A 23917-nucleotide genomic window follows, 5' to 3' on the forward strand; every position below is an offset into this window, starting at 1 on the left:
TTTCGCAGGCGAGCGAGGCAAGCGGCTCCGATAGTCCCCTTGACTTCTAATCCGACGGTCGCAGGTTCGAATCCTGCAGGGTGCGCGGTCAAGACACCTCAGGACGAGACGGGACGCCCGTCGGAAACCGGCGCCACCGACGCTCCGAACGAGATCGTCGGCGCCGACGTGCCGAAGGACGAGGCCGCCGCGCGGCCCGGTATCCACGGCCGGCTCGACGGGATCAGGTCCACCCGCGCCGGACGCCTCACCCTGAAGATCGTCATCGGCACCATCGGCGCGGTGCTGGTCATCGGCGGTCTCATCATGGTGCCCTTCCCCGGCCCCGGCTGGCTGGTCGTCTTCGCGGGGCTGGCGGTGCTGGCCACCGAGTTCCACTGGGCACACCGGCTGCTGGAGTTCGGCAAGCGGACCCTGTCGGCCTGGACGGCCTGGCTGGGCCACCAGGGCTGGAGCGTCAAGATCCTGGTCGTCCTCACCGCCGCGGTGACCGCCACCGCCATCGTCTACTACGGCCTCAAGCTCAGCCTCGACCTCGACCTGATCGTCGAGGCCCAGAAGCTCCTCACCCGATAAGTCCGCCTCCAACGCGAGGCGACGCCCTCTTCGGCAACGGCCAGGGCTGCCGCTCTGACCGGCAATGGTGAGGTATGCCGGGGAAACGAGATCGGCACCCCGGGAGTTTTACCCGAACTCGGTCACCTCGTTATCATCCCGGGATGTGACTCTCCGTAGTGTCTCCACGTCCGATCCGCAGGGACGGATCGGTAGAGACGACTAAGGAGAGTGACGTTCGATGCGCGCCCTGTCCTCGATGTTGGTCCTGGCGGCTGCCGGAGCCGTCGCCCTGACCGGCACCCCCGCCCACGCCGATGACGTCAACCTGTCCGCGAGGGTGCAGCCCGGCGAGGAGGTGTTCCTCACGCCCGAGCTCGTCCCCGGGCGCCAGTACAACGGAAACGTGCTGGTCAAGCTGGACAACAACAGCGTGCCCGTCAAGGTCAAGGTCGGCAACTGCCGCGGCCGGTACATCGGGTCGGTGCCGATCGCGGCCAACGACCACGCCGCGTACGTCGCCGCCAGCGCCCCCCAGCCCGCCCAGTGCATCCGCTACCGGGTGAAGAACATGGGCGACACGACGGCCGCCATCACGGGCACCGGCTACTTCTAACTCTGTACTGACTGCGACGCTGTACTGACTGCGACGCTGTATTGACTGCGACGCTGCGCGTCGCGGTGAGGCCGCTCTTATCCGGCTCCTTCCCTCGTCGAGCGGGGTCGCTCGTTCCTCGCGACCCCGCTCTCCTCAGTCCAGTCCCCGGCGCGGCCTCACGGGTAGTCCCTCAAGGCAGAGAGCCTCACGGGTAGTCCCCCAAGGTCGGAGAGCGTGGAACACGTCCCCAGGGGCGGTTCTTGGGGCGGCTCGTCGCTTGGTTCGAGGGGGTGTGGCCGGGTGCTGGGAAGATTCGGGGGTGACCTCACGGTGGGGGGCCGCGGGGGGTGATTTCTTGTTACGGGGGTGAGCGGAGGGGCCGGGGAAAATGTGCGCTCCGGTCAGCAGACGCTTTCCTGACATCGGAGTAGCGTCCGAAGTCAGGAGGAGTCCCCGTGAGCCTTGCCCGTGTCGTCGAACAGCCGCAGGCGGACATCCCCCGGGAGTTCGCCGAGGCCCTCCGTCCCTATCTGGACGTCCTGGCCGAGGAGATGATCGGCGAGATCCAGGCCAGCGTGCCGGAGTACTCCCGGCAGAGCGGCGCCTATGCCCGCATCGTCAGGCACGCCGTCGAGGAGGCACTCGCCGGATTCGTGAACCGGGTCGGTGACCGGGGGGCGAGCCGGTCCCGGCTGCTGGAGGTCTTCCGTGCCGTCGGCAGCGGGGAGGCCGCGGAGGGGCGACCCCTCGACTCGCTCCAGTCCGCGCTGCGGATCTGCGCCAGGGTGGCGTGGCGGCGGCTGGCCGAGGAGTCCGAGCGGCTCAACCTGTCCCGGCAGCGCATGTGCGACATCGGGGAGGCGATCCTGGTCTATCTCGACGAGATCGCCGCCGCGGCGGCCGACGGCTACTCCGAGGCCCAGGTCCGGGTGGCCGGTGAGCTCGAACTCAGGCGCCGCAGGCTGCTCGACCTGCTCGTCGCCCACCCGGCCGCCGACTCCCGTGCCGTGGCCGACCTGGCCAGGTCGGTGCGCTGGACCATGCCGCGGACCCTGGCCTGCGTCGCCCTGGCAGCCCGCGCCCAGGGCGATCTGCCCAGGCCGGGTCTCCCGCCCGACGTGCTCGTCGACCTCGACCGCTCCGACCCCTGCATGGTCGTGCCCGACCCCGAAGGCCCAGGGCGGCACGGCCTGCTGAACGCCATGGCGGCCGACTGGACCGTGGTGATCGGCCCCGCGGTCGCGGTGGGGGAGGCAGGTCTCTCGCTCAGGCTCGCCAGGGACGCCCTGGCCCTGGCCAGGCGCGGGGTGCTGGACGGCCGCCGGATCACCCGGGTGTCCGAGCACCTCGCCACCCTGATGATCTTCCAGGACGAGTCGCTGATCCAGATCATGGGCCGGACGCGGCTGGAACCCCTGCTCGCCCTGCGCCCCTCCCAGCGCGACCGGCTGGCCGAGACCCTGCTGGCCTGGTTGCAGAGCGGCAACGCCACCGAGGTCGCGGCCAGGCTGCACATCCACCCGCAGACCGTCCGCTACCGCCTCCGTCAGGCCACCGAACTCTTCGCCGACCAGCTCGGCACCTCCGGCGACCGCTTCGAGCTGGAGGTGGTCCTCCGGGCCCGCGCCGCCGGTCTCACCCCCGCGCCGGGCTGAGGTGGTCCCACACCCACCCGGCACCCGGGGCGGACGCCCCGTCCTGCGGGACTCCGTCGCCCGATTCGGCGTCTCTCCTTGCGATGATCGTTCTTAGACACGGGATGTCCGGGACATGGTTGTTCTGCCGGGTTGTGATGAGGAGAGTGTGATGTCGGCGCAGCCGCGCCCATGGCCTGGAATCCAGGAGGTGACGGCGCGGACGCCCTCTCCGCCGGGCTTCTGGGAGAAACGGATGCATGGCTCCTCATTACTATGAAGCAGGGCGCCGTTTTAACAGGACAAGACGGGGCAAACGGTGCCACGCCAGTCTGAGTCCGCCTGAATCCTGTGCGTTGATGCGGGCCCGATCATGAGGATGCATAGGGTGATCACATGCCTGCCACGCTGAGTACCACGAAGACCAGGGCCGCACTGCGCACCTCGGCGCGCATCTCCGCGGAGATGTTGCTGGTCCTGCTGATGAGCGCGGTGGCCCTGTGGATCCTGGGCCAGATGTGGTCCGTGGTCTGGCCGCTCGTGGTCGCCCTGCTGCTCACCACGCTGACCTGGCCGGTAACCCGTTTCCTGCGCAGGCACGGCTGGCCTCCCGCCCTGGCCGCGTCGGCCGTGACCCTGCTGTTCCTCCTGGTCGCCGCGGGCATCGTGGTCCTGATCGTCGTGCCCGTCGCGTCGCAGTCCGGAGAGCTGGCCACCGGCGTGGTCAACGGCATCAAGCAGGTGCGCGAATGGGCCGCCGGGCCGCCGCTGAACATCGGCAACGACCAGGTCACCAGCGTGCTCGACACCGCGATCGCCCGCCTCCAGGACAGTGTCGGCGGCATCGTCAGCGCCACCGTGACCGGGGTGGGCACCGTCGTCAACGGTCTGGTCACCACCGTCCTCGCGCTCTTCCTGATGTTCTTCTTCCTCAAGGACGGCCCGCGGTTCCTGCCGTGGCTGACCCGCCAGCTCCCCGGCCGCCTCGCCGTGGACGTGCCGGCCGTGGCCGCACGCGGCTGGGACACCCTCGGCGCGTTCGTCCGCTCCCAGGCGTTCGTCGGCCTGCTCGACGCCGTCTTCATCGGCCTCGGGCTGTGGATCGTGGGCGTGCCGCTGGTGTTCCCGCTGGCGGTCCTGACCTTCGTGACGGCGTTCGTGCCCATCGTCGGCGCCCTGTTCGCCGGCCTCGTCGCCGTGCTCATCACGCTGGTGTCGAACGGCCCGACGGACGCGCTGATCGTGCTGGCCATCATCGTCGCGGTCCAGCAGCTGGAGGGCAACGTGTTCCAGCCGATGGTGCAGAGCCACGGCCTGGGCCTGCACGCCGCGGTGATCCTGCTCGCGGTGACGCTGGGCGCCAGCCTGGCCGGCATCGTGGGCAGCCTGCTCGCCGTACCGGTCGCCGCCCTGATCGCCGTGGTCTGGAACTACCTGCGCGAACAGCTCAGCGACCCACCCCGGGAGCCCGAGGCCGCCGCGGCCGTACCGGTGCAGGAGCCCGAACCCGACGCGGCCGCACCGGCGGAGAAGCCCGCCTGATTCGAAGACGAGCACCCAGACGTCGGGTTATGCCGCCGTCCTCGCCAGGAGGGATCAGGTCGAGGACCGACGGCGTAGGTCATCCGGTCGGATGGGCCCCGGGGTGGGAATCCGGTGAATGTCCCGCCTAGGGGTGCTCTCTGCTCGCGATCAGGGCGGCGACCCCGTCCAGGATGCGGTCCAGGCCGAAGGTGAGGGCGTGGGCGGGGTCGGAGATCGCATGATGGGCCTGGCCCGCGGCCTGGCCGACGCGGGAGGCGACCGGGAAGCGGGCCTCGTCCATGATCTTGTCGAGCAGCGGGGCGTTGGACAGCCACCACTCGACGTCGGTCATCCCGCTCTCCCGCTGGACCCGTGCCTGGTTGGCCGAGGCCCTGGCGGTGCTCTGCACGTGGCTGAGGACCAGGGCCAGCACGGAGTCCATCTCGACGTCCGTCAGGCCGACGCCGTCCAGCGGGCGTAGCTCGGCCTCGTACTTGAGTGAGGCGTTCGGTCCCAGCGTGGAGCGGGCGTCGATGACCTGCAGCAGCCACGGATCGCGCCGGTAGAGGTCCCAGTTGCGCGCGGCGACGAACTTCATCGCGCCCCGCCATCCGCCCGCCTGCCGGGACGGGGCGTCCACATCGGCGTACAGCTCCCCGTACGCGGTGTCGACCATGAGGTCGACCAGCTCGCCCTTGCCGGGGACATGGGTGTAGAGGGACATGGTCCCGGCCCCCAGCCGCTCGGCGACCTGGCGCATCGAGACCGCTTCGAGCCCCTCGGCGTTGGCCAGTTCGATGGCCGCCAGGACGATCGAGCGCACGGTGAGCCCGGAGCGCCCCGGCTTGCTGTGCGAGCCCCACAGGAGCGCCAGGCTGCGTGCCGGGTCGGCGTCGGAAGCTTTCTTCGCACTCAAGGGAACAGTCTCCAGATTTTCGTCGTTGGGACCACCGTAGCCGAGTCGTACGATGTACGGTACGGTCTACGCCACGAAGGCGCGACGGCGCCGGGCGGGAAGACGGGCGAAAAGGGGTGAAACAGGTGGCTGTGAGAGCGACGGAGTTCGCGATCGCCGCGTACGACGTGCGCAAGAACTACGCGGGTGCCTCCGAGGGGGCGGGTCTCAACGGGTTCGACCTGCGGGTGGCGGCCGGAACGGTCTGCGGCCTGCTCGGGCCCAACGGTGCGGGCAAGACCACGGCCGTCAGGATCCTGGCCACGCTGTTGCGCCCGGACTCGGGCCAGGCGAGCGTCGCGGGATTCGACGTCCGCACGCAGGCGCGGCAGGTGCGCGAGCGGATCGGGCTAGTCGGCCAGTACGCGGCGGTCGACGAGATCCTCAGCGGGCGGCAGAACCTGGTGATGTTCGGCAGGCTGAACCACCTGCCGGCCGCCGGGGCACGGAGACGGGCCGACGAGCTGCTGGAGCGCTTCTCGCTGGCGGATGCCGGGGCCAAGCCGGTCGGCGCGTACTCCGGCGGCATGCGCAGGCGCCTCGACCTGGCGGCGAGCCTCATCGTCGCACCCCGGGTGCTCTTCGTGGACGAGCCCACCACCGGCCTCGACCCGGCCGCCCGCCAGGAGGTGTGGTCGGCCATCCGCGACCTGGTCGGCTCGGGCACGACCGTGCTGCTCACCACCCAGTATCTGGAGGAGGCGGACCGGCTGGCCGACCGGATCACCATGCTCGGGGCGGGCCGGGTCGTCACCGAGGGCACTCCCGAGGAGCTGAAGTCGGCCATCGGCGGCGACTGGCTCGACCTTGTCCTCGCCGATCCGGCGGATGTGGCCAGGGCGGAGGCGCTCGCGGTGCGGGTCGCCTCCGGCGGGATCCTGGTGGACGCCGAGTCGCGCCGGGTCAGCATCCCGGTCGCCGAGCGCACCCGGGCGCTCGTCACCATGGCCACCGCGCTCGGCGACGCCGGGATCGAGCCGGTCGACGTCACGCTGCGCCGCCCCACGCTCGACGAGGTCTTCCTGCACCTGACGGGCGGGGCCGAGAACACGGCCACCCGTACCGGGGCGTCCGCGTGAGCGCCGCGACCGCGCTCTCCGGCAGGGGTTCGGTATGGGCACCTCCGCAACGGACGTCGCCGCCGTGCGCCCCGGCGCGGGCGGCCACCCTTCCCGACGGGGGCACCCCGGCCGGTACGACGACCCCACCCCCCTATACGGAGGCATCCGCGTGAGTACGACGACCTCGACCCTGTCCGACACCTCCCCGCTCTCCCGGTTCGGCTGGGCGCTGGCCGACTCCTGGACCATTACCCTGCGCGATCTGAGCCACTGGGTCCGAAGCCCGGGAACGGTGGCTGTCGGCTGGCTCTTCCCGGTCATGATGGTGCTGATGTTCGGCGGCCTGTTCGGCGGCGCCATCGGCGTCCCCGGCGGGGGTGGCTACTTCGACTTCCTGATCCCCGGCATGTTCGCGATGACCATGCTCTTCGGCCTGGAGAGCACGATGATGGCGGTCACCACCGACGCGGCCAAGGGGGTGACCGACCGGTTCCGCTCGATGCCGATGAGCGCCTCGGCGGTCGTCATGGGCCGCGGGATCGCCGACATGCTCAACTCGATGGTCGGACTGGCCATCATGATCGGGGCCGGGCTGCTGCTCGGCTGGCGCGCCGAGGGCGGCCTGAGCGAGGCGCTGGCCGCGGTGGGCCTGCTCCTGTTGCTGCGCTTCGCCCTGCTCTGGGTGGGGATCTACATCGGCCTCGTGTCGGGAGGGCCGGAGGTGGTGACGTCGGTGCAGATCCTGGTCTGGCCGGTCGGCTTCCTGTCCAGTGTGTTCGTCGACCCCGCCACCATGCCCGGCTGGCTCGGCGCGATCGCGCAGTGGAACCCGCTCTCGGCCACCGCCACGGCCACCAGGGGGCTCTTCGACAACCCAGGCTGGGCGGGAGAGTCGTGGATCGTGCAGAACGCCACCCTCATGGCGGTGCTCTGGCCGCTGCTGCTGATCGCCGTCTTCCTGCCGCTGTCGGCGCACAGGTTCCGCCGGCTCGGCGGCTGACGGAGCCGGCCTCCCGGCCGTCAGCCCTCCGTGCGGCCGGGGGAGTCCTGTTTCCCGATGGATCACAACGTTTGCCGCCGGGAGAGGATGCTCCGCGTTTTACATCGCGGCTCCGCGTTTTACACCGCGGTGACGGGGTTCGTCGGGGCCTGTAACTGACGGTAGTGAATCTGAGGGCATGAGTGAGACGGAACGGGAACGATCCGCCTCGGGGTGGACGCTCAACAGGGAACTGCTCAACGTCGGCGCGATCATCGTCGCCGCCGGTGTAGCCCATCTCGTCATGGGCCTGATCGGACATGAGAAGCACGGGCCCTTCATGCTCCTGCTGCTCGGCGGGGTGCTCGTCGCGGCGGCGCTCGGTCACCGGTTCTACGAACATCGGCGCCATCGAGTCCCCGTGGCCGGGGAGTGTCTGAGGTGCGGGGCCGCGACGGGGGAGGGGGCATGACGTGGCACGCTTCGAGGGGAGGGCGGCCCTTCACCACCACCGGCCTCTCTTACACCTGTTCTAACCGATTCGGTCTAGATCGGGATCTTGAGGGATTTCCGGCTTAGGATTCCGGCGTGCCCGTGACTCCTGGGATTTACCGGTTCCTCGGCTGCCTTGTCGTGCTGGCTTCGGTGATCGTGCCGCTCCCCGCGGCCGCGCACGCCGAGGCCGCACCCGTCGACACCGTGCTGCCCGGCACCCGGGTCACCGTGCGGGAGGACGCCACGGACCCGCTCAGGGTGACGTCGTACTCCTCCGGAAAGATGACCTACCTGCGCAGGGGTGACGGGTTCACCCGGCAGGCCGCCTACCAGGAGATCACGGTCGCGCCGAAGGGGGGCAGCGCGCTGGCGGTGCCCACCTCCTACAAGAGCGGCTACGACTCGGTCGTCCTGCTCGACCTGGCGACCTCCAAGGGGACCAGGATCCGTACGGTGCGGAAACCGCTCGTCGCGCACTACGCGCACTGGAGCCGCGACGGCCGCAAGGCGGTGCTGACCACCGAGCGGAAGAGCGGCTCGGCGTGGGTGACCTCGGGGTTCGTGGTCGTCGACGTGTCCGCGAAGAGCGCCAAGACGGTGACCGTGGCCGATGTCGACAAGGCCGCGCGGTTCCGCTGGAGCTCCGACGGCACCGAGGTGGTGGCCGAGTACCGGGGCGGCGCCCGCTTCTACGCGCCGGACGGCACGGTCCGCCGCACCCTGGCCAAGACCGGCAGGCCCGCCGGCGGTGAGGACGCCTTCACCCCCTCGGGCAAGGGCCTGATGACCTGGTGCCCGTCCAGCTACACCGAGCACGTCTGCGTCTGGGATCGCGTTTCGGGCAGGCTCGCGGCCAAGGTGCCCGGCATCCGGCCGAAGGCCCTGTGGGGTTGGTGGGACGAGAAGCACTTCATCGCGGTCATCCCCTCCGGGAACCACTACCAGGTGGTCCTGTCGACCCTCAAGGGCAAGACCACGCGGGTGCTGGCCGCCTTCTCCACCGAGGACTGGAACAACAAGCTCTATCTCGGATACACCCGGAAATGACCCCAGTGCGGCCCGGCCCGAGGGCGGGCCGGTCACGGGCCGGGGATCTCTTTCGCGCCCAGGCGGACCTCGCGCCGGAAAGCGGTCCGGTCATCCGGCGGGGACGACCCGGTCCGGGGGAACCGGGCGATGGAGATGTCCTCCGTGGAGCTCAGAGGTAGAGGCCGGTGCCGTTGTCGGTCTGCGGGGTGGCGATGGCGTGCAGGTCGCGCTCGCGCATGACCAGGTAGATCTGGCCGTGGACCTCGACCTCGTACTGGTCCTCGGGGTTGAACAGGACCTTGTCGCCGACCTTGACCGCCCGGACGTTCTGGCCCGCGCCGCAGACCTCACCCCAGACGAGGCGGTTGGCCATCTTCACCGTCGCCGGGATGACGATGCCAGCCGTGCTGCGCCGTTCCTCTGACTCCTGCTCGACCTTGACCATGACACGGTCGTGGAGCATCTGGATCTCGAACTTCGGGTCACCCACGTCATGAAGTTTATGGGAACAGTGGAGCCGCGCCTGCTCGTCCGTGGACTCCGAGGGGGCGAAGGCCGACCGGTGACCACATCTGTGGTCGAATCACCTGCGAAGTAGGATCTCGCGGTATGACATCCCCCGAGCTGGTAAGCGAATTTCTCGACTGGTACCTGGCGGAGAATCCCATCTACGCCGCCCTCGCGGGCGCGCCGGGGTACGACAGGACCCTCGGTGACTTCACCGAGGCCGGCATCCTCGCCAGGGGGCGGGAGGCACGTCGCCGGCTGGAGCTGCTCCAGGGGGAACGGGGCTCCGGAGACTTCGAGGACGAGATCGACCGGGAACTCGTCATGTCCACTTTGCGCGGCGAGATCGCCTACGAGTCGTGGCCGCTCTGGCGGCGTGACCCGGCCGCCTACGTGGGCCCGATCTTCTCCTCGATGTTCAGCCCGTTCCTGCAGCGGCTCTCCGGTGAGGCCGAGCTGGTGGACGCGGCCGTCGCGCGGCTGGCCGAGGTGCCGGGCGTCATCGCCGCCTGCCGGGCCAACCTCGACCCCGCGCTGGCGGCCCCGCTGCTGATCGAGCGAGGGCTGGGCCAGGCGCGGACCGCTCGCCGCTTCCTCACCGAGACGGTTCCCGGCCAGGTGTCCGACGAGGCGCTGCGCGCCCGGCTGGCCGCGGCGGCCGAGCCCGCGGCGGCGGCCTTCGACGAGTTGGTGGAGTTCCTCGAAGGTTTCCGGGCGGAGGGCACCTGGCGGATGGGGGAGGAGCTCTACTCCACGCTGCTGCGCGAGCGGGAGATGCTCGGCTACGGCGCCGACGAGCTGCTCAGGCGGGGGCAGGAGGCCTACGACGAGCTGGACGCGCGGATGCGCGAGGTCGCGGCCCGGCTGGACGGCGGCTCGGGCGACTGGCACGCGGCCATCACCGAGCTCCAGGACGACCACGCGCCGACGCTGGCGGACATGCGGGCCGAGTACGAGGCCGAGACGGAGCGGGCCAGGAGGTTCGTCCGCGAGCGCGGCCTGGTGACCTTCGCCGAGGGCGAGGAGTGCCTGGTCGTCCCGTCGCCCGAGTTCCAGCGGCCCATCCTCGCCGTCGCCTCCTACATGCCGCCGCCGCCCCTGTCGACCTCCAGGATCGGGCACTTCTTCGTGCCCTTCACCCCGTCCTCCTTCACCGGGGAACAGGTCCGCCAGCGGCTGCGCACCAACGCCAGGGCCCAGATGCCCTCCATCGCCGTCCACGAGGCGTACCCCGGTCACCACTGGCACCTGTCCTGGATGGCGGGCAACCCGCGCCGGGCCCGCAGGCTGTTCCGCACCCCGTACTTCACCGAGGGCTGGGGCCTGTACGTCGAGAAGCTGATGCACGAGCAGGGCTACTTCACCACTCCGGCCCAGGAGCTCGCCCACCTGGACTTCCGGCTCTTCCGCGCGGCCCGCATCATCGTGGACACCTCGCTGCACTGTGGTGACATGACGATCGAGCAGGCCGAGGAGTTCATGACCACGAAGTCCTCGCTCACCCCCGGAACGGCCAAGGGGGAGGTCAACCGCTACTGCGCGTGGCCCACCCAGGCGCCCTCCTATCTGACGGGGGCACTGGAGATCGACCGCATCCGCGACGACTACCTGGCCGCGGGCCGCGGTGACCTGCGCGCCTTCCACGACGCGCTGGCGGGTTCCGGTGGTGGCCTCCCGCTGGGCCTGGCCCGCCGGGTCGCGCTGGAGGCCTAGTCTCCCGGGGAGACCCGCGCCTACGTCCTGGCGGGAGCGCGGCGGCGGGTCTCGGGGACGATCAGCGGGGTGCCGCTCTGCGGGTCCTCGATGATCTCGCAGCGTAGCTCGAAGACCTCCCGTACCAGGTCGGCCGTGACGATCGTGGAGGGGTCGCCCTCGGCGACGATCCGGCCGTCGCGCATCACGATCAGATGGGTGGCGTAGCGGCAGGCCTGGTTCAGGTCGTGCAGCACGGCGACCAGGGTCCTGCCCTGCTCGTGCAGGTCGGCGCAGAGGTCGAGCACCTCGATCTGGTGGGCGATGTCCAGGAAGGTGGTCGGCTCGTCGAGCAGCAGGATCGGGGTCTCCTGGGCCAGCGCCATGGCCAGCCAGACGCGCTGGCGCTGGCCGCCGGAGAGCTCGTCCACGCAGCGGTCGGCCAGCTCGGTCACGTCGGTGGACTCCATGGCCGCCGCCACCGCGGCCTCGTCCTCGCGGGACCACTGGCGCATCATCCGCTGGTGCGGGTAGCGGCCCCGGCCCACCAGGTCGGCGACCGTGATGCCGTCGGGCACGATCGAGCTCTGCGGCAGCAGGCCCAGCCTGCGTGCCACCTCCTTGGAGGGCAGCGAGGTGATCACGGATCCGTCCAGGTGGACCGCTCCCGCGCGGGGCTTGAGCATCCGGGCCAGGGCGCGCAGCATCGTGGACTTGCCGCACGCGTTGGGGCCGATGATCACTGTGAACGACCCGTCGGGGATCGTGACGTCCAGGTCCCTGGCCACCACACGCTTGTCGTAGGAGAGGGTCAGGCCGGTGCCGTACAGTCTCAACGTCGTTCCCTCCGCAGGAGAAACACCAGGTATACGCCGCCGATCGCGGCGGTCATGATTCCCACCGGCAGCTGGACCGGTGCGAAGAGGCGCTGCGCGGCCAGGTCGGCGCCGACCAGCAGGGTGGCGCCGGTCAGCGCCGAGGTGACCAGGGTGACGCCGGGGGAACGACTGATCCGCCGGGCCAGCTGGGGAGCGGCCATCGCCACGAAGATCACAGGTCCGGTGGCGGCGGTGGCGACACCGCACAGCAGCACGCCGACGGCGATCGCCGCCGCGCGCACCGGCTCGACGCGGATGCCCATGGCCCTGGCCGAGTCGTCGCCCATCTCCATCATCCGCAGCGGGCGCGACAGCCAGGCGCAGGCGGGCAGGAGCACGGCCATCGCGCACGCGACCGGGATCGCGTGCTCCCAGCCGCGCCCGCCGAGGCTGCCGGTGATCCACGCCCCGGCGGTGGCCGCGTCGCCGATGTCGGCGCGGGTCAGCATGTACCAGTCGGCGGAGATCAGCAGTGCGTTGACCCCGATGCCGACCAGGATCAGCCGGTAGCCCTGTATCCCGCGCTGGAAGGCCAGGGCGTACACGGCCAGCGCGCCGGCGACGCACCCGGCGAGCGAGGCGCCCGCGATGTGCCAGGCGCTGCCGCCCAGCACCACGGCGGCGATGCCCCCGGTGGCCGCCCCCGAGGTGAGGCCGACGAAGTCGGGGCTGCCGAGCGGGTTGCGGGTGAGGCTCTGGAAGATCGCCCCGCTCAGCCCGAACGCGGCACCGACCAGCAGACCGGTCACGATCCGCGGTGCCCGCAGGCGGTTCACGATGAGCTCGGCGACCGGGGGTCCCTCACCGAACAGCGCGGCCACGATGTCGCCGACGGGGACCGTGAACTCGCCGACGGACAGCGCGACCAGGCTGACGACCAGGCCGAGTACGGCGATGGCGGTGCCGGTGACGAGGCCGCGCGGGGAGAGCCGCAGCGACCAGGAACGCACGCGCAGGGCGTTCAGCGGGGGCCCGGGGGGACGGCCGCTCTTCCTGGCGGGGGCCGGCGGTGGGGCGATCACGAGAGATCCGTGCGGTGGGCCCCTGAGGCCCGTGCCGGGAGGGTTTCTTTCATAGGGCGGCGAGCCTCCGGCGGCGGGCGAGCAGGATGAAGACCGGGGCGCCGACGAACGCGCACATGACGCCCACCTGTACCTCGGCGGGGGCGGCGACCACCCGGCCGAGGATGTCGGAGCCGAGCAGCACCACGGGGGCGAGCACGACGGTGTACGGCAGGACCCAGCGCTGGTCGGGGCCGGTGAAGGCGCGTACCGCGTGCGGCACGGCCAGGCCCACGAACCACAGCGGCCCGGCGGCGGCGGTGGCGGCCCCGCACAGCAGGGTGACCGCGAGCGCGGTCAGCCCGCGGGTGCGGGCCATGTTCACGCCCAGCGCGCGTCCCGCCTCGTCGCCCAGTGCCATGGTGTTGAGCGGCCTGGCCAGCAGCAGTCCGAGCACCAGGCCGGCCACGAGGAACGGGGCGAGCCGGATCGCCGCGTCGGCGCTGATCCCGGCCAGCGAACCGGTGAGCCAGAACCGCATCCGGTCGAAGGTCGCGGTGTCGGCCCGCAGGATCGCCGAGGCCGCGGCGTTGAACACCATGCCCAGCGCGACACCGGCGAGCGTGAGCCGTACCGGGCCGCCGCCCGAGCGTCCGGCGGAGCCGAGCGCGTAGGCCAGCACCGCTGCGGCGGCCGCGCCGGCGAACGCGAACCAGACGTAGACAGAGGGGTCGCTCAGGCCCAGCAGCCCGATGGCGACCGTCACGCCGAGCGCCGCGCCCTGGTTGACGCCCAGCAGGCCTGGATCGGCGAGCGGGTTACGGGTGAGGCTCTGCATCAGCGCGCCGGCCAGGCCGAGTGCCGCGCCCACGCCGATGCCGATCAGTGTCCGTGGCACGCGCAGGTCCCTGATGACCGTGTGGTCGGTGGACCCGTCGGGGGCGAGCAACGCGTCCAGCACCGTGGACAGTGGGACCGAGCGAGATCCCACCGCGACACTGACCAGCGCCAGCAGCACCAGTATGGCCAGCGCGGCCGGCAGCCCGGCCGCCAGCGTGGCCGCACGCCGTTTCGCCGGCGGCGGCGACGTGCCGTCCGGTTCCCCGGCCATCCTGGACGCGGCCGTGGCCACACCGGCCCTGCTCACCGGTCCCCCTCCCTGTCGGTATAGCTAAGGTAAGGCTAATCTAATGAAATAGCCATTTAGGTAAGCCTATCTTTTGGAGAGCGATATGTCCCTACCTGTCCTTCCTCGGCGGGGATTCATGGCTGTCGGCCTCGGCCTCGTGTTCGCCCTGGCCGCCTGCGGGAGCGGCACCGAGACGGCACCCGCGGCCAGTGGCTCTCCGGCTGCCTCCTCGTCGGCGGCGGGTCCGTGGACCTTCACCGACGACCGCGGAAAGAAGATCGAGCGGCCCGAGCGTCCCGCCCGCGTCGTCGCCCAGGTCGGCGCCGCCGCCGCGCTCTGGGACTTCGGGGTCCGCCCGGTCGCTGTCTTCGGCCCGCACAAACTCAAGGACGGGACCAGGGACCCCCAGGTCGGCAACGTCGACATCACCAAGGTCGAGTCCCTCGGCAACGTGTGGGACGAGTTCAACGTCGAGAAGTACATCTCGCTCCAGCCGGACCTGCTGGTCAGCGGCATGTACACCGGAGACACCCTCTGGTACGTGCCGGAGAAGTCCACCTCGACCATCGAGCAGGTGGCGCCCACCCTCGGCGTCCGCCTGGTCGGCAAGTCGCTGCCCGAGATCATCGGGAAGTACGGCGAGGTGGCCGCCGCCCTCGGCGCGGACCTCAACGCCCCCGAGGTGACCGCGGCCAAGGCGAGGTTCGACGCCGCGGCCAAGGCGCTCGTCACCCCCGAGACCAAGAACCTGAAGATCCTGATCATGTCGGGTGGCCCGGAGACGATGTGGGTGGTCAATCCCGACGACCACGCGGACGTGCGCTACTTCAAGGAGCTGGGCCTGGACGTCGTGGTGCCGGACAAGGTCGACGAGGCGGGCTTCTGGGAGACGCTGAGCTGGGAGAACGCCGACACCTACGAGGCGGACGTGATCCTGGTGGACGCCCGCACCCAGTCGATGCGGGTCGACGAGATGATGAAGAAGCCGACCTTCGCCAAGTTGCCCGCGGTCAAGGCCGGGCAGGTCTACGCCTGGCACGCCGAGGAGCGCTACAGCTACCAGGGCTACGCCGACGTGCTGGAGAAGCTCCTGGCCGACCTGGTCAAGGCCAAGAAGCTCTAGCCCGGTGGCGGGGAAGGTCAGCCGGACCGCGGCCGTGGGTCCGGTCGCGGATCTGGGAGGCACCGGTCCACGCGTCCGGCTCCGCGAAGCGGCCGGCGGGCGGGGTCAGGTGTAAGCGCCGCGGACCTCGATGATGTCGGCCAGCGGGAACTCCAGGTAGTCGCCCGCCTCCTCGCACCACGCGTCGAGCACGCCGCTGCGCAGCTCGCCGTGGCTGATGGTGGCGGTCAGGCCGTCGGTCAGCGTGATCGCCGCCCGCACGCCCCGATCGACGACGAAGCCGAGCAGCGACTGCTGGGCGGTCGGCAGGCGGGAGGCCATGCGGCCGATGACCGCCCACGTCCTGCCGCCGGACTGGGCGGCCTGGCCCTCGGCGACGAGCAGGCGCTGGGCGTGCTCGCGGGGGTCCGGCGGCGGCTCCACCAGTGGGTACGGGGGCTGTTCGAACTCGGCCACCCTGCCTCCGGGCAGCAGGATCAGCCGCCCGTTCCGCGGTTCCTCGACGCGGGCCCTGCGGATGGTGATCTCCCCGGTGTCCTCGATGGGCACCGGCGCGTAGCCGTTCTCCCGCAGCGCCGCCAGGGTCCTGTCGGCGGGCATCGCGCTGGCCAGCACGGTCGGGGCGAGCAGCCGCAGGCCCAGCCTGCCCAGCCGCCGATGCCCGGCGATCTCGGCCAGCAGCACCGGGTCGGAGGCCTGCACGATGCAGGCGACGGTGGTCACCGTGACCTCGCCGTGCCGCCTGGCCACGTCGTGAATCAGGTACTCGAGGGGCTGCGGCACCCTGCCCACCTCGGCGAGGTCCGTCAGCAGGCCCTCGGCGGTGTAGCCGGCGTCCATGGCCCGGCGCACGCTGGCCGGGGTGAACCGCCAGACCGAGGCCGCGCCGCGCGACTCGCGCTCGGCGGCCCGGTCGAGCAGTTCGGCGAGCTCGCCGGCGGGCGGGCCGGTCACCACCGCGGTGAGGTCGGCGCCGAAGAGCGCGCTCCGCCGCACGCTGGCCAGCGCCCTGGTGGAGCACTCGACCAGCACGGGGTCGTTCTCCACCAGGGGCGCGGAGTCGTCGATCTCGTCGCCGGGGAAGGCGTCCAGCCCGGCCATCGCGCGGCCGAGGTCGGTGATCGTGTCGAGGGCGACCAGCCCGAGCATCCGGGCCTCCTCCAGCACGGCGGGAGCGCACTCGGCCAGCAGCGACCGGTCCAGCAGCGGGGCGTGCCAGTACGCGGACTCGACCAGCCCGGCCAGGTCGACGCACGCGGTGCTGGCGGGCAGGCGGGCCAGCACGCCGAGCACCGCCCGCCGGGCGCGGGCGACCATGGCCCCGGCGGGATCGTCGCCGAGCACCGTGCCGTACTTGCCGTCGACCTTCCGGAGCGACGAGCGCTCCATCCGCCACCACGCCGACAGCAGCACCCTGAGCCTGGCGGCCGCGTCGTCCAGCCGCCAGCGGTCGAACTTCTCGGTGGGCACCAGCCCGCCGGCGGAGTCGTCCCAGGCCAGCAGCCGGGCCACCGCGCAGACCTCCAGCAGCAGCCGGGTCTCGTCCTCGTCGCAGCCGGTGTCCTTGGCCACCCGCCTGACCTCGCGCACCCCCACCCCGCCCGCCTTGAGCAGCGGCAGCGGGAACTTCGCGGTGTTCTCCAGCATGGCGGCGCAGCGTTCCACCACGTGTGGCGCGGCCAGGGTCATCAGGTGGTCGACGGCCTCGGGGTCTACGGGGAGCGTGGCCAGGTCGGGCGGGACGGGGGTGAAGGGCGGGTGGTAGTCGGGGCCGCGCAGCGCGAGCGCCACCTCACGGGGCATCTCGGCCACGTTCCAGCTGGGGCGGAAGAGCAGCCCGTGGTCGGTGGCCCACTTCTCGGGAGACCCCGGCACCACGAACTCGCCGCCGTCCACGTCGCGGACAGGACCGTCCCAGGCGAACTCCTCAAGCAGCCGCCTCGCGCCCTCGGGAGCCTTCTCCAGCAGCGCGGTCACCCGGTGCGGGTCGGAGAGGATCTCGGTGACCCTGGCGACCGTACGCCGCTTGGGGCCGTGCGGCAGGCCCAGGGTCCTGGCCAGCCCGCGCAGCGCGTCCGCGCTGACCGTCCAGGAGTTCAGGTAGTTGGGGAGCGGCTCACCGAGCCCGCAGGGGGCGGTCCACCAGCGGGCGAGTCCCTCGGCCACCCGGATACGGCCCTCGGCGTCCGGCCACGCCAGGGCGTGGTCGAACAGCAGGTCGAGCCAGGGCGCCACCTCGGCCTCGGACACGCCCATGAAACGGGCCACCGCCTTGGGCCCGGCCTGCTCGCCGAGGGTCAGCGCGGCCTGCGCCACCTCCAGGGAGGGCAGCGGCAGGCCGCGCATGACCTCCATCACCGCGAACCCGTTGCCCAGCCGCTGCGCCAGGGTGTCCAGGCGGCGCGGCCACGGCGGGGCGATGGCGTCCGGCCGGTTGGCCAGAACTCGGGCGAGCCGTTCTTCGTCGAGGGTTTTCAACCAGCCGAGCAGGTGATCGTCCATCTCGCAGCTCTCTCAGGAATCTCGCGCGGGGACTCTCCGTGAGCCATAAACATCCACGGTAATGCAGAGGGCATCTCTGACGGCGTCTACCGCGCAGAATGCGACGCGTTATATGAGGTCCCCATCCGGTTCTAACCGGTCCCGGGGCCGCCGGGAGGGAGGAGTGGCGGCCCCGGGACCGATTGGCGCCCTTGAGGGGAAGAGGCGGCGCCGTCCGGAAGAGGTCGGTGGAGGTGGTGAAGGAGCGGGGCGTGGTGGGCGTTCGTGGGTCTACGGGCGGTCGAGGGGGGCGGGATCCTCGCGAAGGGCGGTCCGCAGGACGGCCCAGACAATCTTGCCGTACGGGGCCAGCGGTGCCCAGCCCCAGCGGAGGCTCAGTGACTCGACGATGTGCAGTCCGAGGCCGCCGATGTCGAGCGGCGAAGGATCGCGGAGCGCGGGGAAGCCGGCTCCCGGGTCGTTGAGCGTGCAGGTGACCAGATTGCCCCGTCGGATCAGCGAGAGCCGGATCGGCTCCCTGGCGCGTGACTCGGCGAGCCGGAGGCCGTGTCTGAGGGCGTTGGTCGCCAGTTCCGAGACGACCAGCTCCATGTTCTCGCCCAGCTCGCCGAGGTCCCAGCCGGTGAGGGTGCCCGTCGCGAAGCTGCGGGCGGAGTGGACGGACTCGGCGTGTGGCGGGAGCACGAAGGTGGCGCTGGCCATGGCCGCCGGGGATCCGGAGAGAAGATCACGCGCGGAGTCGGGCCACCAGCCTGCGGGGGGCCACCAGTCGAGCGCCGTCCATGACGTTGACGTTCGGGGGGGCGCGGTTTGGGCGGACTGCACAGTCGCAATCATGGTGCAAACTCCCGTGCAGGTGCAAGAGCGAATGCACGTGCATAAGGTGTGTGCAACCGCTACCGTTACCGGTGATTGGGTAATTTTGGACGAAAGGGGATCTTGATCGTGGCCAGGGATTCTTCGGCCGCGAAGTGACAGACTGTCGATCAGGAAAGCGAGCGAGGAGCATCACGTGTCCATGGATCCGCCCGGTACCGGTTCCACTGTCCGGCGCATCATGCTCGGCGCGAGTCTGCGCCGGCTGCGTGAGGAGAAGGGGCTCGCCCGTGAGGCAGCGGGATTCCACATCCGTGCCTCGGAGTCCAAGATCAGCCGTATGGAACTCGGCCGCGTCGGCTTCAAGACGCGTGACGTGGAAGACCTGCTCACCCTGTACGGCGTACTCGACGACGCAGAACGGCGCGGCCTGCTGGAGATGGTCCGCGAGGCGAACACCCCCGGCTGGTGGCACAAGTACGGCGACCTGTTGCCGAACTGGTTCACCACCTACGTGGGGCTGGAGGAGGCGGCGAACATGATCCGCACCTACGAGGTGCAGTTCATTCCCGGCCTGCTGCAGACATCCGCCTACGCGCGCACCGTGATCCGGTTGGGCTACCCGGACGTGCCGGAGGCGGAGATCGAGCGCCGTGTGCATATGCGCATGCAGCGGCAGGATCGCTTAACGAAGAAGGACGGCCCCCGGTTGTGGGCGGTCATCGACGAGGCGGCCCTGAGGCGTCCCATCGGAGGTAAGGAGACGATGCGTGAGCAGATCCAGCACCTGCTGGAAGTGTCCACGCTTCCCAACATCACCCTCCAGGTGATGCCTTTCCGATTCGGCATGCACGCGGCTGAGGGTGGCGCGTTCAGCATCTTGCGGTTTCCCGAGTCCGACCTGTCGGACGTCGTCTATGTCGAGCAGCTCTGGGGTGCCCTCTACCTGGACAAACGTGAGGACATCGATCCATACCTCACGGCCATGGAGCAGTTGTGCGTGGAAAGCACCACGCCCGGGGGCACCGCCGAGATCCTCGGCGACCTTCTCAGAGAGATGTAAATGGAGCAGACCTACAACGGCATGCCGGCCACTGACCTTGCCGGGGCCAGCTGGCGCAAGAGCCGCTACAGCAACTCGACGGGTAACTGCGTCGAGCTTGCCGAACTTTCGGATGGCAGCATCGCGGTCCGAAACTCGCGTTTTCCCGAGGGGCCTGCCCTGATCTACACCAGGGACGAGATTCGTGCCCTGGTGCTCGGGGTGAAGGATGGGGAGTTCGACGGTTTAACGGTGTAACACCGTTTTTACCTCAGAGCCGCCGGGTTAACCGAGCCGCGCCGGTGGTGTAACCGGGAGAGTGGAACGGCACGGAAGAGTTTGAGGTCACAGCGATTGGGGGCTCAAGCCGTGCTCGACCAGATGACCTTGTACCCGGTGGCCGACGACGTGCTGTTCGCGCCAGGCGGGCGCGTCGTGATCCGCACTTACGGCGTTGCCTCGGCGGCGACGGGGGAGGGTGCGCCCACTCCGGTGTCCTACCGCACATGGGTCACCGGAGTGCGCGACCAGCCGCGTTACTGGCGCTGGGGTCACTTCGAGGACGCCTGCCACGGCCATCGCAAGGTGCTCGAATGGCTGACCGGCCGGGGCCCGCAGCCCGCCGCCGCGGCCGCCTGAACGGGATTTCCGCACCACGCGAGGTCTCCCCTTCCTCGGCCGGTCCGGCACCCGGTTAGAGGGTTTTGATGCCTTTATGGGCTATCGCCTCGTTTCTCCCTCCGGGGAACCGTCGCTTTCGGACGCCCTCCCGGGCCGCTGGGCGTGATGCCGCACCGCCGCCCGGTCGTGAGCGCGAGGCCCTTCCGCCCGATCCGAAGCCATGATCCACCTGGCTGTGAACGATCTCATGGCCCGTCGCCTCATCGGCGGATCCACCCCCGCCTGGTGAGGCTCCGCGCGGGTCCGCGGCAGGAGATCGTCTCCACCCGCGTCCTCCGTCTTCTGTCTCCGGCCGGCTGGACTCCGGTGGCAGGGCCGCCCGGAGGGTACATTTCCGCAGGCGGCGGATGCGGGGCCGCTGAGTCGCCGGGTTCGCCGTGCGGGTGCGCTCTGGGCGCTCACCCGGCATGACCACTGTCTCCGGTGCCTTCTGTCGCCGTGGCGTCCTGAGCGGCACGCCCCTCCTTGGCTCCAAGCCGAACCCAAGCATGTTGCAAGATTTTCGCAGGACCGCCCACTAACGTGATCGCTGCTTCCCGAGACGACGGTGAGAGCGCTCGGGTCCTCTGTCTGATCTCGGCTTTCCATGAAAGCCCCGCTGACATGCGGTTCGGAAGACACGACGATCACCAAGGAGGTGCGGAGATGCCAGAAGATCGGCTGCATACCCGTTTCCAGGCCGTGGCCGGAGCGCACCCCTCGCGCCTGGCGGTGCGGGGAACCGGCGGCGAGCTCACGTACGGGGAACTGGAAGCCCTGGCTCTGCGGGTCGCGGGAGAGCTGCGCAGGCTCGCGGGGGATCGGCTCGTCGCGGCGAGGGTCGGTCGGAGCCATCACGCCGTCGCGGTGCCGCTGGGGATCATGATGGCCGATCGCGCCTACGTCCCGATCGACCCCGCGTACCCGGAGAGACGCCAGGACCAGATACTGGTCGACGCCGGTGTGCGTCTCATCGTCACGGACCTGCCGGCGGCCGGCGAGTCCGTGCTCGCTGAGATCGGCCCCCTCTGGATCGTGGAGCGGGCGTCTGCGGGGGCCCTGGAGGTCCCTCCGGACACCGCCTACGTCATCTACACCTCCGGGTCCACCGGCGCTCCCAAGGGCTGTGTCGTCTCCCACTCCAACGTGCTCGGCTTGATGGACGCCGCCGGTGAGGTCTTCTCCTTCGACGCGGACGACGTCTGGGTCCTGTTCCACTCACTGAGCTTCGACTTCAGCGTGTGGGAGATGTGGGGCGCGCTGCTGCACGGTGCCCGCCTGCTGGTTCCCGCCGCGGAGGTCGTCGTGGACCCCCAGGCGATGATCTCCACCCTGCTCTCCGAACGTGTCACCGTCCTCAACCAGGTGCCGTCGGTGTTCGGCTATCTGGTCAGGGAGCTGGCACGTTCTGGCACCCGCCTGCCCGCACTCAGATACGTGGTCTTCGGTGGTGAGGCGGTGTGCCCGCCGGACCTGGAACTGTGGTGGAGCGCTGGATTCGGCGGGGCCCGGATGGTGAACATGTACGGGATCACCGAGACCACCGTTCATGTGACGCACTGCCTTCTCTCCCCCGAGCTGCTCGCCCGAGCGCCGGAGTCCGCCACGCCCATCGGGCGGCCCCTGAGCCATCTCTCGGTCAGCCTGCGGGATTCCACCGGAGCGGAGGTCGGCGTCGGCGAGCCAGGGGAGATCTGGGTCTCCGGGGGCGGGGTCGCCCACGGCTACCTGGGACGCGCGGATCTCACCGCGAGCCGTTTCGTCACCGGCCCGGCCGGATCACGCCACTACCGCAGCGGCGACTGGGGAACGCGCGACGGGGAGGGAAACCTCTACTACATCGGTCGCAGGGACACGCAGGTCAAACTCAGAGGGTTCCGGATCGAGCTCGGTGAGATCGAGTCGGTGCTCAGCGGGATGGCCGGGGTGAGAGGCGTCGCGTGCGTAGTGGAGAAAACCCCCATCGGGGAGCCCCAGATGGTGGCCTACGTCGACTCCGCGTCGCCGGGGGCGGTCACGGAGGCCGATGTGAAGGGGTACGCGAGACTGTCGCTTCCACGTCACATGGTGCCGCACAGGGTGAAGCTGCTCGACTCGTTCCCCCTGACCGGTAACGGCAAGCTCGACAGGGCGGGACTCGCCGCCCATCACGCCGTCCAGCGGGCGCGACGTCGCTGAGGCGCGGAGGGTTCCGCAGGAAGTGCCCGCGGGTGGCCGGGACGACGTCGCCGTCCGCAGCGGCGGCGCGGGCGACGACCCGGATCTCCACGCTGTACGGCATGATCCTCCTCGACTAGGGTGCCACCAAGCAATCGCTTGGGTCGAGGAGGCGCTTACCGTGCGGCGAGGCATCTACCTGATCGAAGAGGTCGACTTCCGGCCGATGAACTCCCGCAGGCCGCTGGAGTACCTCACCTGGCTCACCCGCTACAAGAAGGAGGACGAGGCCCTCGGCACCCCGGAACTGACCCGGGGGCTGTCGATCAGATCCAGGGACATCGACCTGGTGGGCGCCTTCTACGCCGTCGGCATCACCGGCCACCCCCAGTTCAAGGCGGTCACGCTCTGGGACTGCCACGGCGGCTGGGACGGCGGCTGGCGGCAGATGATGAACATCTACGACGGCGTCGACGGCAGGCTCTTCCTCTCCGACATCGACGACCTGCGTTTTTCCGCCTTCTCCCGGCCGCTGGGCGCGGTGCGCGGCAGCCCGGCCCTCGCCGACATCACCGCCGAGGGCTACGCGGCCCCGTTCTACCTGTTCGAGAGCGCCCAGGTGCGGCCCGGGGCCGCGCTGGACTACCTCGACGCCGTCCGCGAGGAGCGCGCGCCCGTCCTCGCCGACCACGGCCACCGCCCGATCGGCCTGTACGAGGTCCTGTTCTGCGACACCGAGGTCGTCACCGTCTGGGGCATGACGCTGGACGACCACCTGGCGCTTCAGCGGTCCAGGGACGCGGCGCTCGGCCTGGACGACGAGGTGGAGCCGGACGGCCGGCTGCTCGACTGGGGCAGGCGGGCCAGGGAGTTCCTGGCGGGCCCGTGGCGGGAGACCCTGCTGGCGCCCTTCCCCGGCTCCCGGCTCTCCCCGATCTAGGCGGCGGGGAGGGCCGGGGCGTTCCAGGTGAGGACGACCGGCTCGTCGCGCTCGAAGCCGAGCCGGGAGTAGGTGCCGGTGTCCAGGCGGAACAGGCGGCCGTCGGTCGCCGGCAGGCCGAGCCAGCGGGCGCACAGCACCCGCAGGTAGTGCCCGTGGGCGACCAGGACCACGTCGCCGTCCGCGGCCAGGGCGCGGGCGATCACCCGGTCGGCGCGGGCACCGACCTGCTCCGCGCTCTCGCCGGGGTGCTCGGCGTCGCCGGGGACGACGCCGTCGCGCCACAGGTGCCAGCCGGGGCGCCTCTCGCGGATCTCCAGGGTGGTGATGCCCTCGTAGCCGCCGTAGTCCCATTCCCACAGGTCGGGATCCGTCTCGTAGTCCTTGATCCCGGCGAGCTCGGCGGTGTTCCGCGCGCGCCGGGCCGGGCTGACCAGGGCGAGGCCGAACGTCCGGTCCGAGATCAGCGGGGCCAGTGCCCGTGCCTGCTCCTCGCCTCCGGCGGTCAGCCGTAGATCGGTGCGCCCGGTGTGCCTGCCGTTCCGGCTCCACTCGGTCTCGCCGTGCCGCAACAGAATCATCTGGTCCATGATGCCCAATCATGCCGCCGGAGCCTCGTCGCCCACGCCCCGGGGCGTGG

23 protein-coding genes are annotated in these 23917 nt (G+C 70.5%); 15 read left to right on the forward strand and 8 right to left on the reverse strand.

The genetic code is table 11. The annotated features are described in order from the left end of the window. Positions 1–39 precede the first annotated feature (39 nt). The 4 genes from AB0J58_RS39715 to AB0J58_RS39730 all read left to right on the forward strand — a co-directional run bounded on the left by AB0J58_RS39715 (position 40) and on the right by AB0J58_RS39730 (position 4329). Positions 40–576: a TIGR02611 family protein gene (locus AB0J58_RS39715; RefSeq protein ID WP_364225718.1), complete on the forward strand. Its 537-nt coding sequence runs from the start codon at positions 40–42 to the stop codon at positions 574–576. A gap of 220 nt (positions 577–796) precedes the next feature. Continuing rightward, positions 797–1171, forward strand: coding sequence for a hypothetical protein (locus tag AB0J58_RS39720; RefSeq protein ID WP_355555418.1), 375 nt, complete (start codon positions 797–799; stop codon positions 1169–1171). A gap of 437 nt (positions 1172–1608) precedes the next feature. After that, on the forward strand, positions 1609–2808 hold the full coding sequence (locus AB0J58_RS39725) for a helix-turn-helix domain-containing protein (RefSeq protein ID WP_364225721.1): 1200 nt from the start codon (positions 1609–1611) through the stop codon (positions 2806–2808). Positions 2809–3183: 375 nt separating this feature from the next. Next, complete coding sequence (locus tag AB0J58_RS39730) at positions 3184–4329, forward strand: AI-2E family transporter (RefSeq protein ID WP_364225724.1); 1146 nt, start codon at positions 3184–3186, stop codon at positions 4327–4329. A 127-nt stretch (positions 4330–4456) separates the two neighbouring features. Here AB0J58_RS39730 and AB0J58_RS39735 read toward each other — a convergent pair whose 3' ends face one another. Then, the gene (locus AB0J58_RS39735; protein ID WP_364225726.1) at positions 4457–5227 is read right to left on the reverse strand and encodes a TetR/AcrR family transcriptional regulator; all 771 of its coding nucleotides are present in this window, start codon (positions 5225–5227) and stop codon (positions 4457–4459) included. Between the two features lie 131 nt (positions 5228–5358). Between AB0J58_RS39735 and AB0J58_RS39740 the strand changes: the two genes are divergently transcribed. The 4 genes from AB0J58_RS39740 to AB0J58_RS39755 all read left to right on the forward strand — a co-directional run bounded on the left by AB0J58_RS39740 (position 5359) and on the right by AB0J58_RS39755 (position 8848). Continuing rightward, complete coding sequence (locus tag AB0J58_RS39740) at positions 5359–6345, forward strand: ATP-binding cassette domain-containing protein (RefSeq protein WP_364225765.1); 987 nt, start codon at positions 5359–5361, stop codon at positions 6343–6345. 151 nt (positions 6346–6496) lie between these two features. Beyond that, positions 6497–7327 carry an ABC transporter permease gene (locus tag AB0J58_RS39745; protein ID WP_364225729.1) on the forward strand — a complete coding sequence of 277 codons (831 nt, stop codon included), beginning with the start codon at positions 6497–6499 and terminating at the stop codon, positions 7325–7327. 178 nt (positions 7328–7505) lie between these two features. Next, positions 7506–7778 (forward strand): hypothetical protein, encoded by a 273-nt coding sequence (locus tag AB0J58_RS39750; RefSeq protein ID WP_364225732.1) that lies wholly within the window; start codon positions 7506–7508, stop codon positions 7776–7778. Positions 7779–7894: 116 nt separating this feature from the next. Continuing rightward, on the forward strand, positions 7895–8848 hold the full coding sequence (locus AB0J58_RS39755; protein WP_364225734.1) for a hypothetical protein: 954 nt from the start codon (positions 7895–7897) through the stop codon (positions 8846–8848). A 151-nt stretch (positions 8849–8999) separates the two neighbouring features. On the opposite strand, the gene AB0J58_RS39760 is transcribed toward AB0J58_RS39755, so the two are convergent. Further along, positions 9000–9320, reverse strand: coding sequence for a co-chaperone GroES (locus AB0J58_RS39760; protein ID WP_343964067.1), 321 nt, complete (start codon positions 9318–9320; stop codon positions 9000–9002). Positions 9321–9439: 119 nt separating this feature from the next. Between AB0J58_RS39760 and AB0J58_RS39765 the strand changes: the two genes are divergently transcribed. Continuing rightward, the gene (locus AB0J58_RS39765; RefSeq protein ID WP_364225737.1) at positions 9440–11050 is read left to right on the forward strand and encodes a DUF885 domain-containing protein; all 1611 of its coding nucleotides are present in this window, start codon (positions 9440–9442) and stop codon (positions 11048–11050) included. A gap of 20 nt (positions 11051–11070) precedes the next feature. On the opposite strand, the gene AB0J58_RS39770 is transcribed toward AB0J58_RS39765, so the two are convergent. Genes AB0J58_RS39770 through AB0J58_RS39780 form a run of 3 tightly spaced genes read right to left on the reverse strand, consistent with a single transcriptional unit; the run spans position 11071 to position 14055 of the window. Next, a complete protein-coding gene (locus AB0J58_RS39770) occupies positions 11071–11865 on the reverse strand; it encodes an ABC transporter ATP-binding protein (protein WP_364225739.1) in 795 nt (264 codons plus the stop codon). Then, complete coding sequence (locus AB0J58_RS39775; protein ID WP_364225742.1) at positions 11862–12929, reverse strand: iron chelate uptake ABC transporter family permease subunit; 1068 nt, start codon at positions 12927–12929, stop codon at positions 11862–11864. Before AB0J58_RS39775 ends, AB0J58_RS39770 begins: the two co-directional genes overlap by 4 nt. Positions 12930–12978: 49 nt before the next feature. Beyond that, positions 12979–14055, reverse strand: a complete 1077-nt coding sequence (locus AB0J58_RS39780; protein ID WP_364225745.1) for an iron chelate uptake ABC transporter family permease subunit — start codon at positions 14053–14055, stop codon at positions 12979–12981. A 118-nt stretch (positions 14056–14173) separates the two neighbouring features. Between AB0J58_RS39780 and AB0J58_RS39785 the strand changes: the two genes are divergently transcribed. Beyond that, positions 14174–15160, forward strand: a complete 987-nt coding sequence (locus AB0J58_RS39785; protein ID WP_364225747.1) for an ABC transporter substrate-binding protein — start codon at positions 14174–14176, stop codon at positions 15158–15160. Positions 15161–15265: 105 nt separating this feature from the next. Here AB0J58_RS39785 and AB0J58_RS39790 read toward each other — a convergent pair whose 3' ends face one another. Continuing rightward, positions 15266–17662 carry a helicase-associated domain-containing protein gene (locus AB0J58_RS39790; protein ID WP_364225749.1) on the reverse strand — a complete coding sequence of 799 codons (2397 nt, stop codon included), beginning with the start codon at positions 17660–17662 and terminating at the stop codon, positions 15266–15268. A gap of 270 nt (positions 17663–17932) precedes the next feature. Further along, entirely contained in the window at positions 17933–18487 is a 555-nt protein-coding gene (locus AB0J58_RS39795) for an ATP-binding protein (RefSeq protein WP_364225752.1), read from the reverse strand. A 232-nt stretch (positions 18488–18719) separates the two neighbouring features. Between AB0J58_RS39795 and AB0J58_RS39800 the strand changes: the two genes are divergently transcribed. From AB0J58_RS39800 to AB0J58_RS39820, 5 genes are all read left to right on the forward strand, one after another. After that, a complete protein-coding gene (locus AB0J58_RS39800; protein ID WP_343964142.1) occupies positions 18720–19541 on the forward strand; it encodes a helix-turn-helix transcriptional regulator in 822 nt (273 codons plus the stop codon). After that, the gene (locus tag AB0J58_RS39805; protein ID WP_030921376.1) at positions 19542–19778 is read left to right on the forward strand and encodes a DUF397 domain-containing protein; all 237 of its coding nucleotides are present in this window, start codon (positions 19542–19544) and stop codon (positions 19776–19778) included. It abuts the gene before it with no gap. Between the two features lie 123 nt (positions 19779–19901). Then, positions 19902–20159 (forward strand): hypothetical protein, encoded by a 258-nt coding sequence (locus tag AB0J58_RS39810; protein WP_364225754.1) that lies wholly within the window; start codon positions 19902–19904, stop codon positions 20157–20159. A gap of 687 nt (positions 20160–20846) precedes the next feature. Further along, on the forward strand, positions 20847–22358 hold the full coding sequence (locus AB0J58_RS39815; RefSeq protein ID WP_364225756.1) for an amino acid adenylation domain-containing protein: 1512 nt from the start codon (positions 20847–20849) through the stop codon (positions 22356–22358). A 160-nt stretch (positions 22359–22518) separates the two neighbouring features. Further along, positions 22519–23277, forward strand: coding sequence for a hypothetical protein (locus tag AB0J58_RS39820; RefSeq protein WP_364225759.1), 759 nt, complete (start codon positions 22519–22521; stop codon positions 23275–23277). On the opposite strand, the gene AB0J58_RS39825 is transcribed toward AB0J58_RS39820, so the two are convergent. After that, positions 23274–23867 (reverse strand): histidine phosphatase family protein, encoded by a 594-nt coding sequence (locus AB0J58_RS39825; RefSeq protein WP_364225762.1) that lies wholly within the window; start codon positions 23865–23867, stop codon positions 23274–23276. The two genes, AB0J58_RS39820 and AB0J58_RS39825, sit on opposite strands and share 4 nt — an antisense overlap. Positions 23868–23917 lie beyond the last annotated feature (50 nt).

It is taken from the genome of Streptosporangium sp. NPDC049644 (genome assembly GCF_040675205.1).
In the GTDB taxonomy this organism is placed as follows: Bacteria; Actinomycetota; Actinomycetes; order Streptosporangiales; family Streptosporangiaceae; genus Streptosporangium; species Streptosporangium fukuiense.

Coding starts and splice junctions, on each gene's coding strand:
- AB0J58_RS39765 (WP_364225737.1), top strand. CDS start 9,440: ATGACATCCCCCGAGCTGGTAAGCGAATTTCTCGACTGGTACCTGGCG.
- AB0J58_RS39815 (WP_364225756.1), top strand. CDS start 20,847: ATGCCAGAAGATCGGCTGCATACCCGTTTCCAGGCCGTGGCCGGAGCG.
- AB0J58_RS39730 (WP_364225724.1), top strand. CDS start 3,184: ATGCCTGCCACGCTGAGTACCACGAAGACCAGGGCCGCACTGCGCACC.
- AB0J58_RS39810 (WP_364225754.1), top strand. CDS start 19,902: ATGACCTTGTACCCGGTGGCCGACGACGTGCTGTTCGCGCCAGGCGGG.
- AB0J58_RS39785 (WP_364225747.1), top strand. CDS start 14,174: ATGGCTGTCGGCCTCGGCCTCGTGTTCGCCCTGGCCGCCTGCGGGAGC.
- AB0J58_RS39825 (WP_364225762.1), bottom strand. CDS start 23,867: ATGGACCAGATGATTCTGTTGCGGCACGGCGAGACCGAGTGGAGCCGG.
- AB0J58_RS39750 (WP_364225732.1), top strand. CDS start 7,506: ATGAGTGAGACGGAACGGGAACGATCCGCCTCGGGGTGGACGCTCAAC.
- AB0J58_RS39720 (WP_355555418.1), top strand. CDS start 797: ATGCGCGCCCTGTCCTCGATGTTGGTCCTGGCGGCTGCCGGAGCCGTC.
- AB0J58_RS39790 (WP_364225749.1), bottom strand. CDS start 17,662: ATGGACGATCACCTGCTCGGCTGGTTGAAAACCCTCGACGAAGAACGG.
- AB0J58_RS39800 (WP_343964142.1), top strand. CDS start 18,720: ATGCTCGGCGCGAGTCTGCGCCGGCTGCGTGAGGAGAAGGGGCTCGCC.
- AB0J58_RS39805 (WP_030921376.1), top strand. CDS start 19,542: ATGGAGCAGACCTACAACGGCATGCCGGCCACTGACCTTGCCGGGGCC.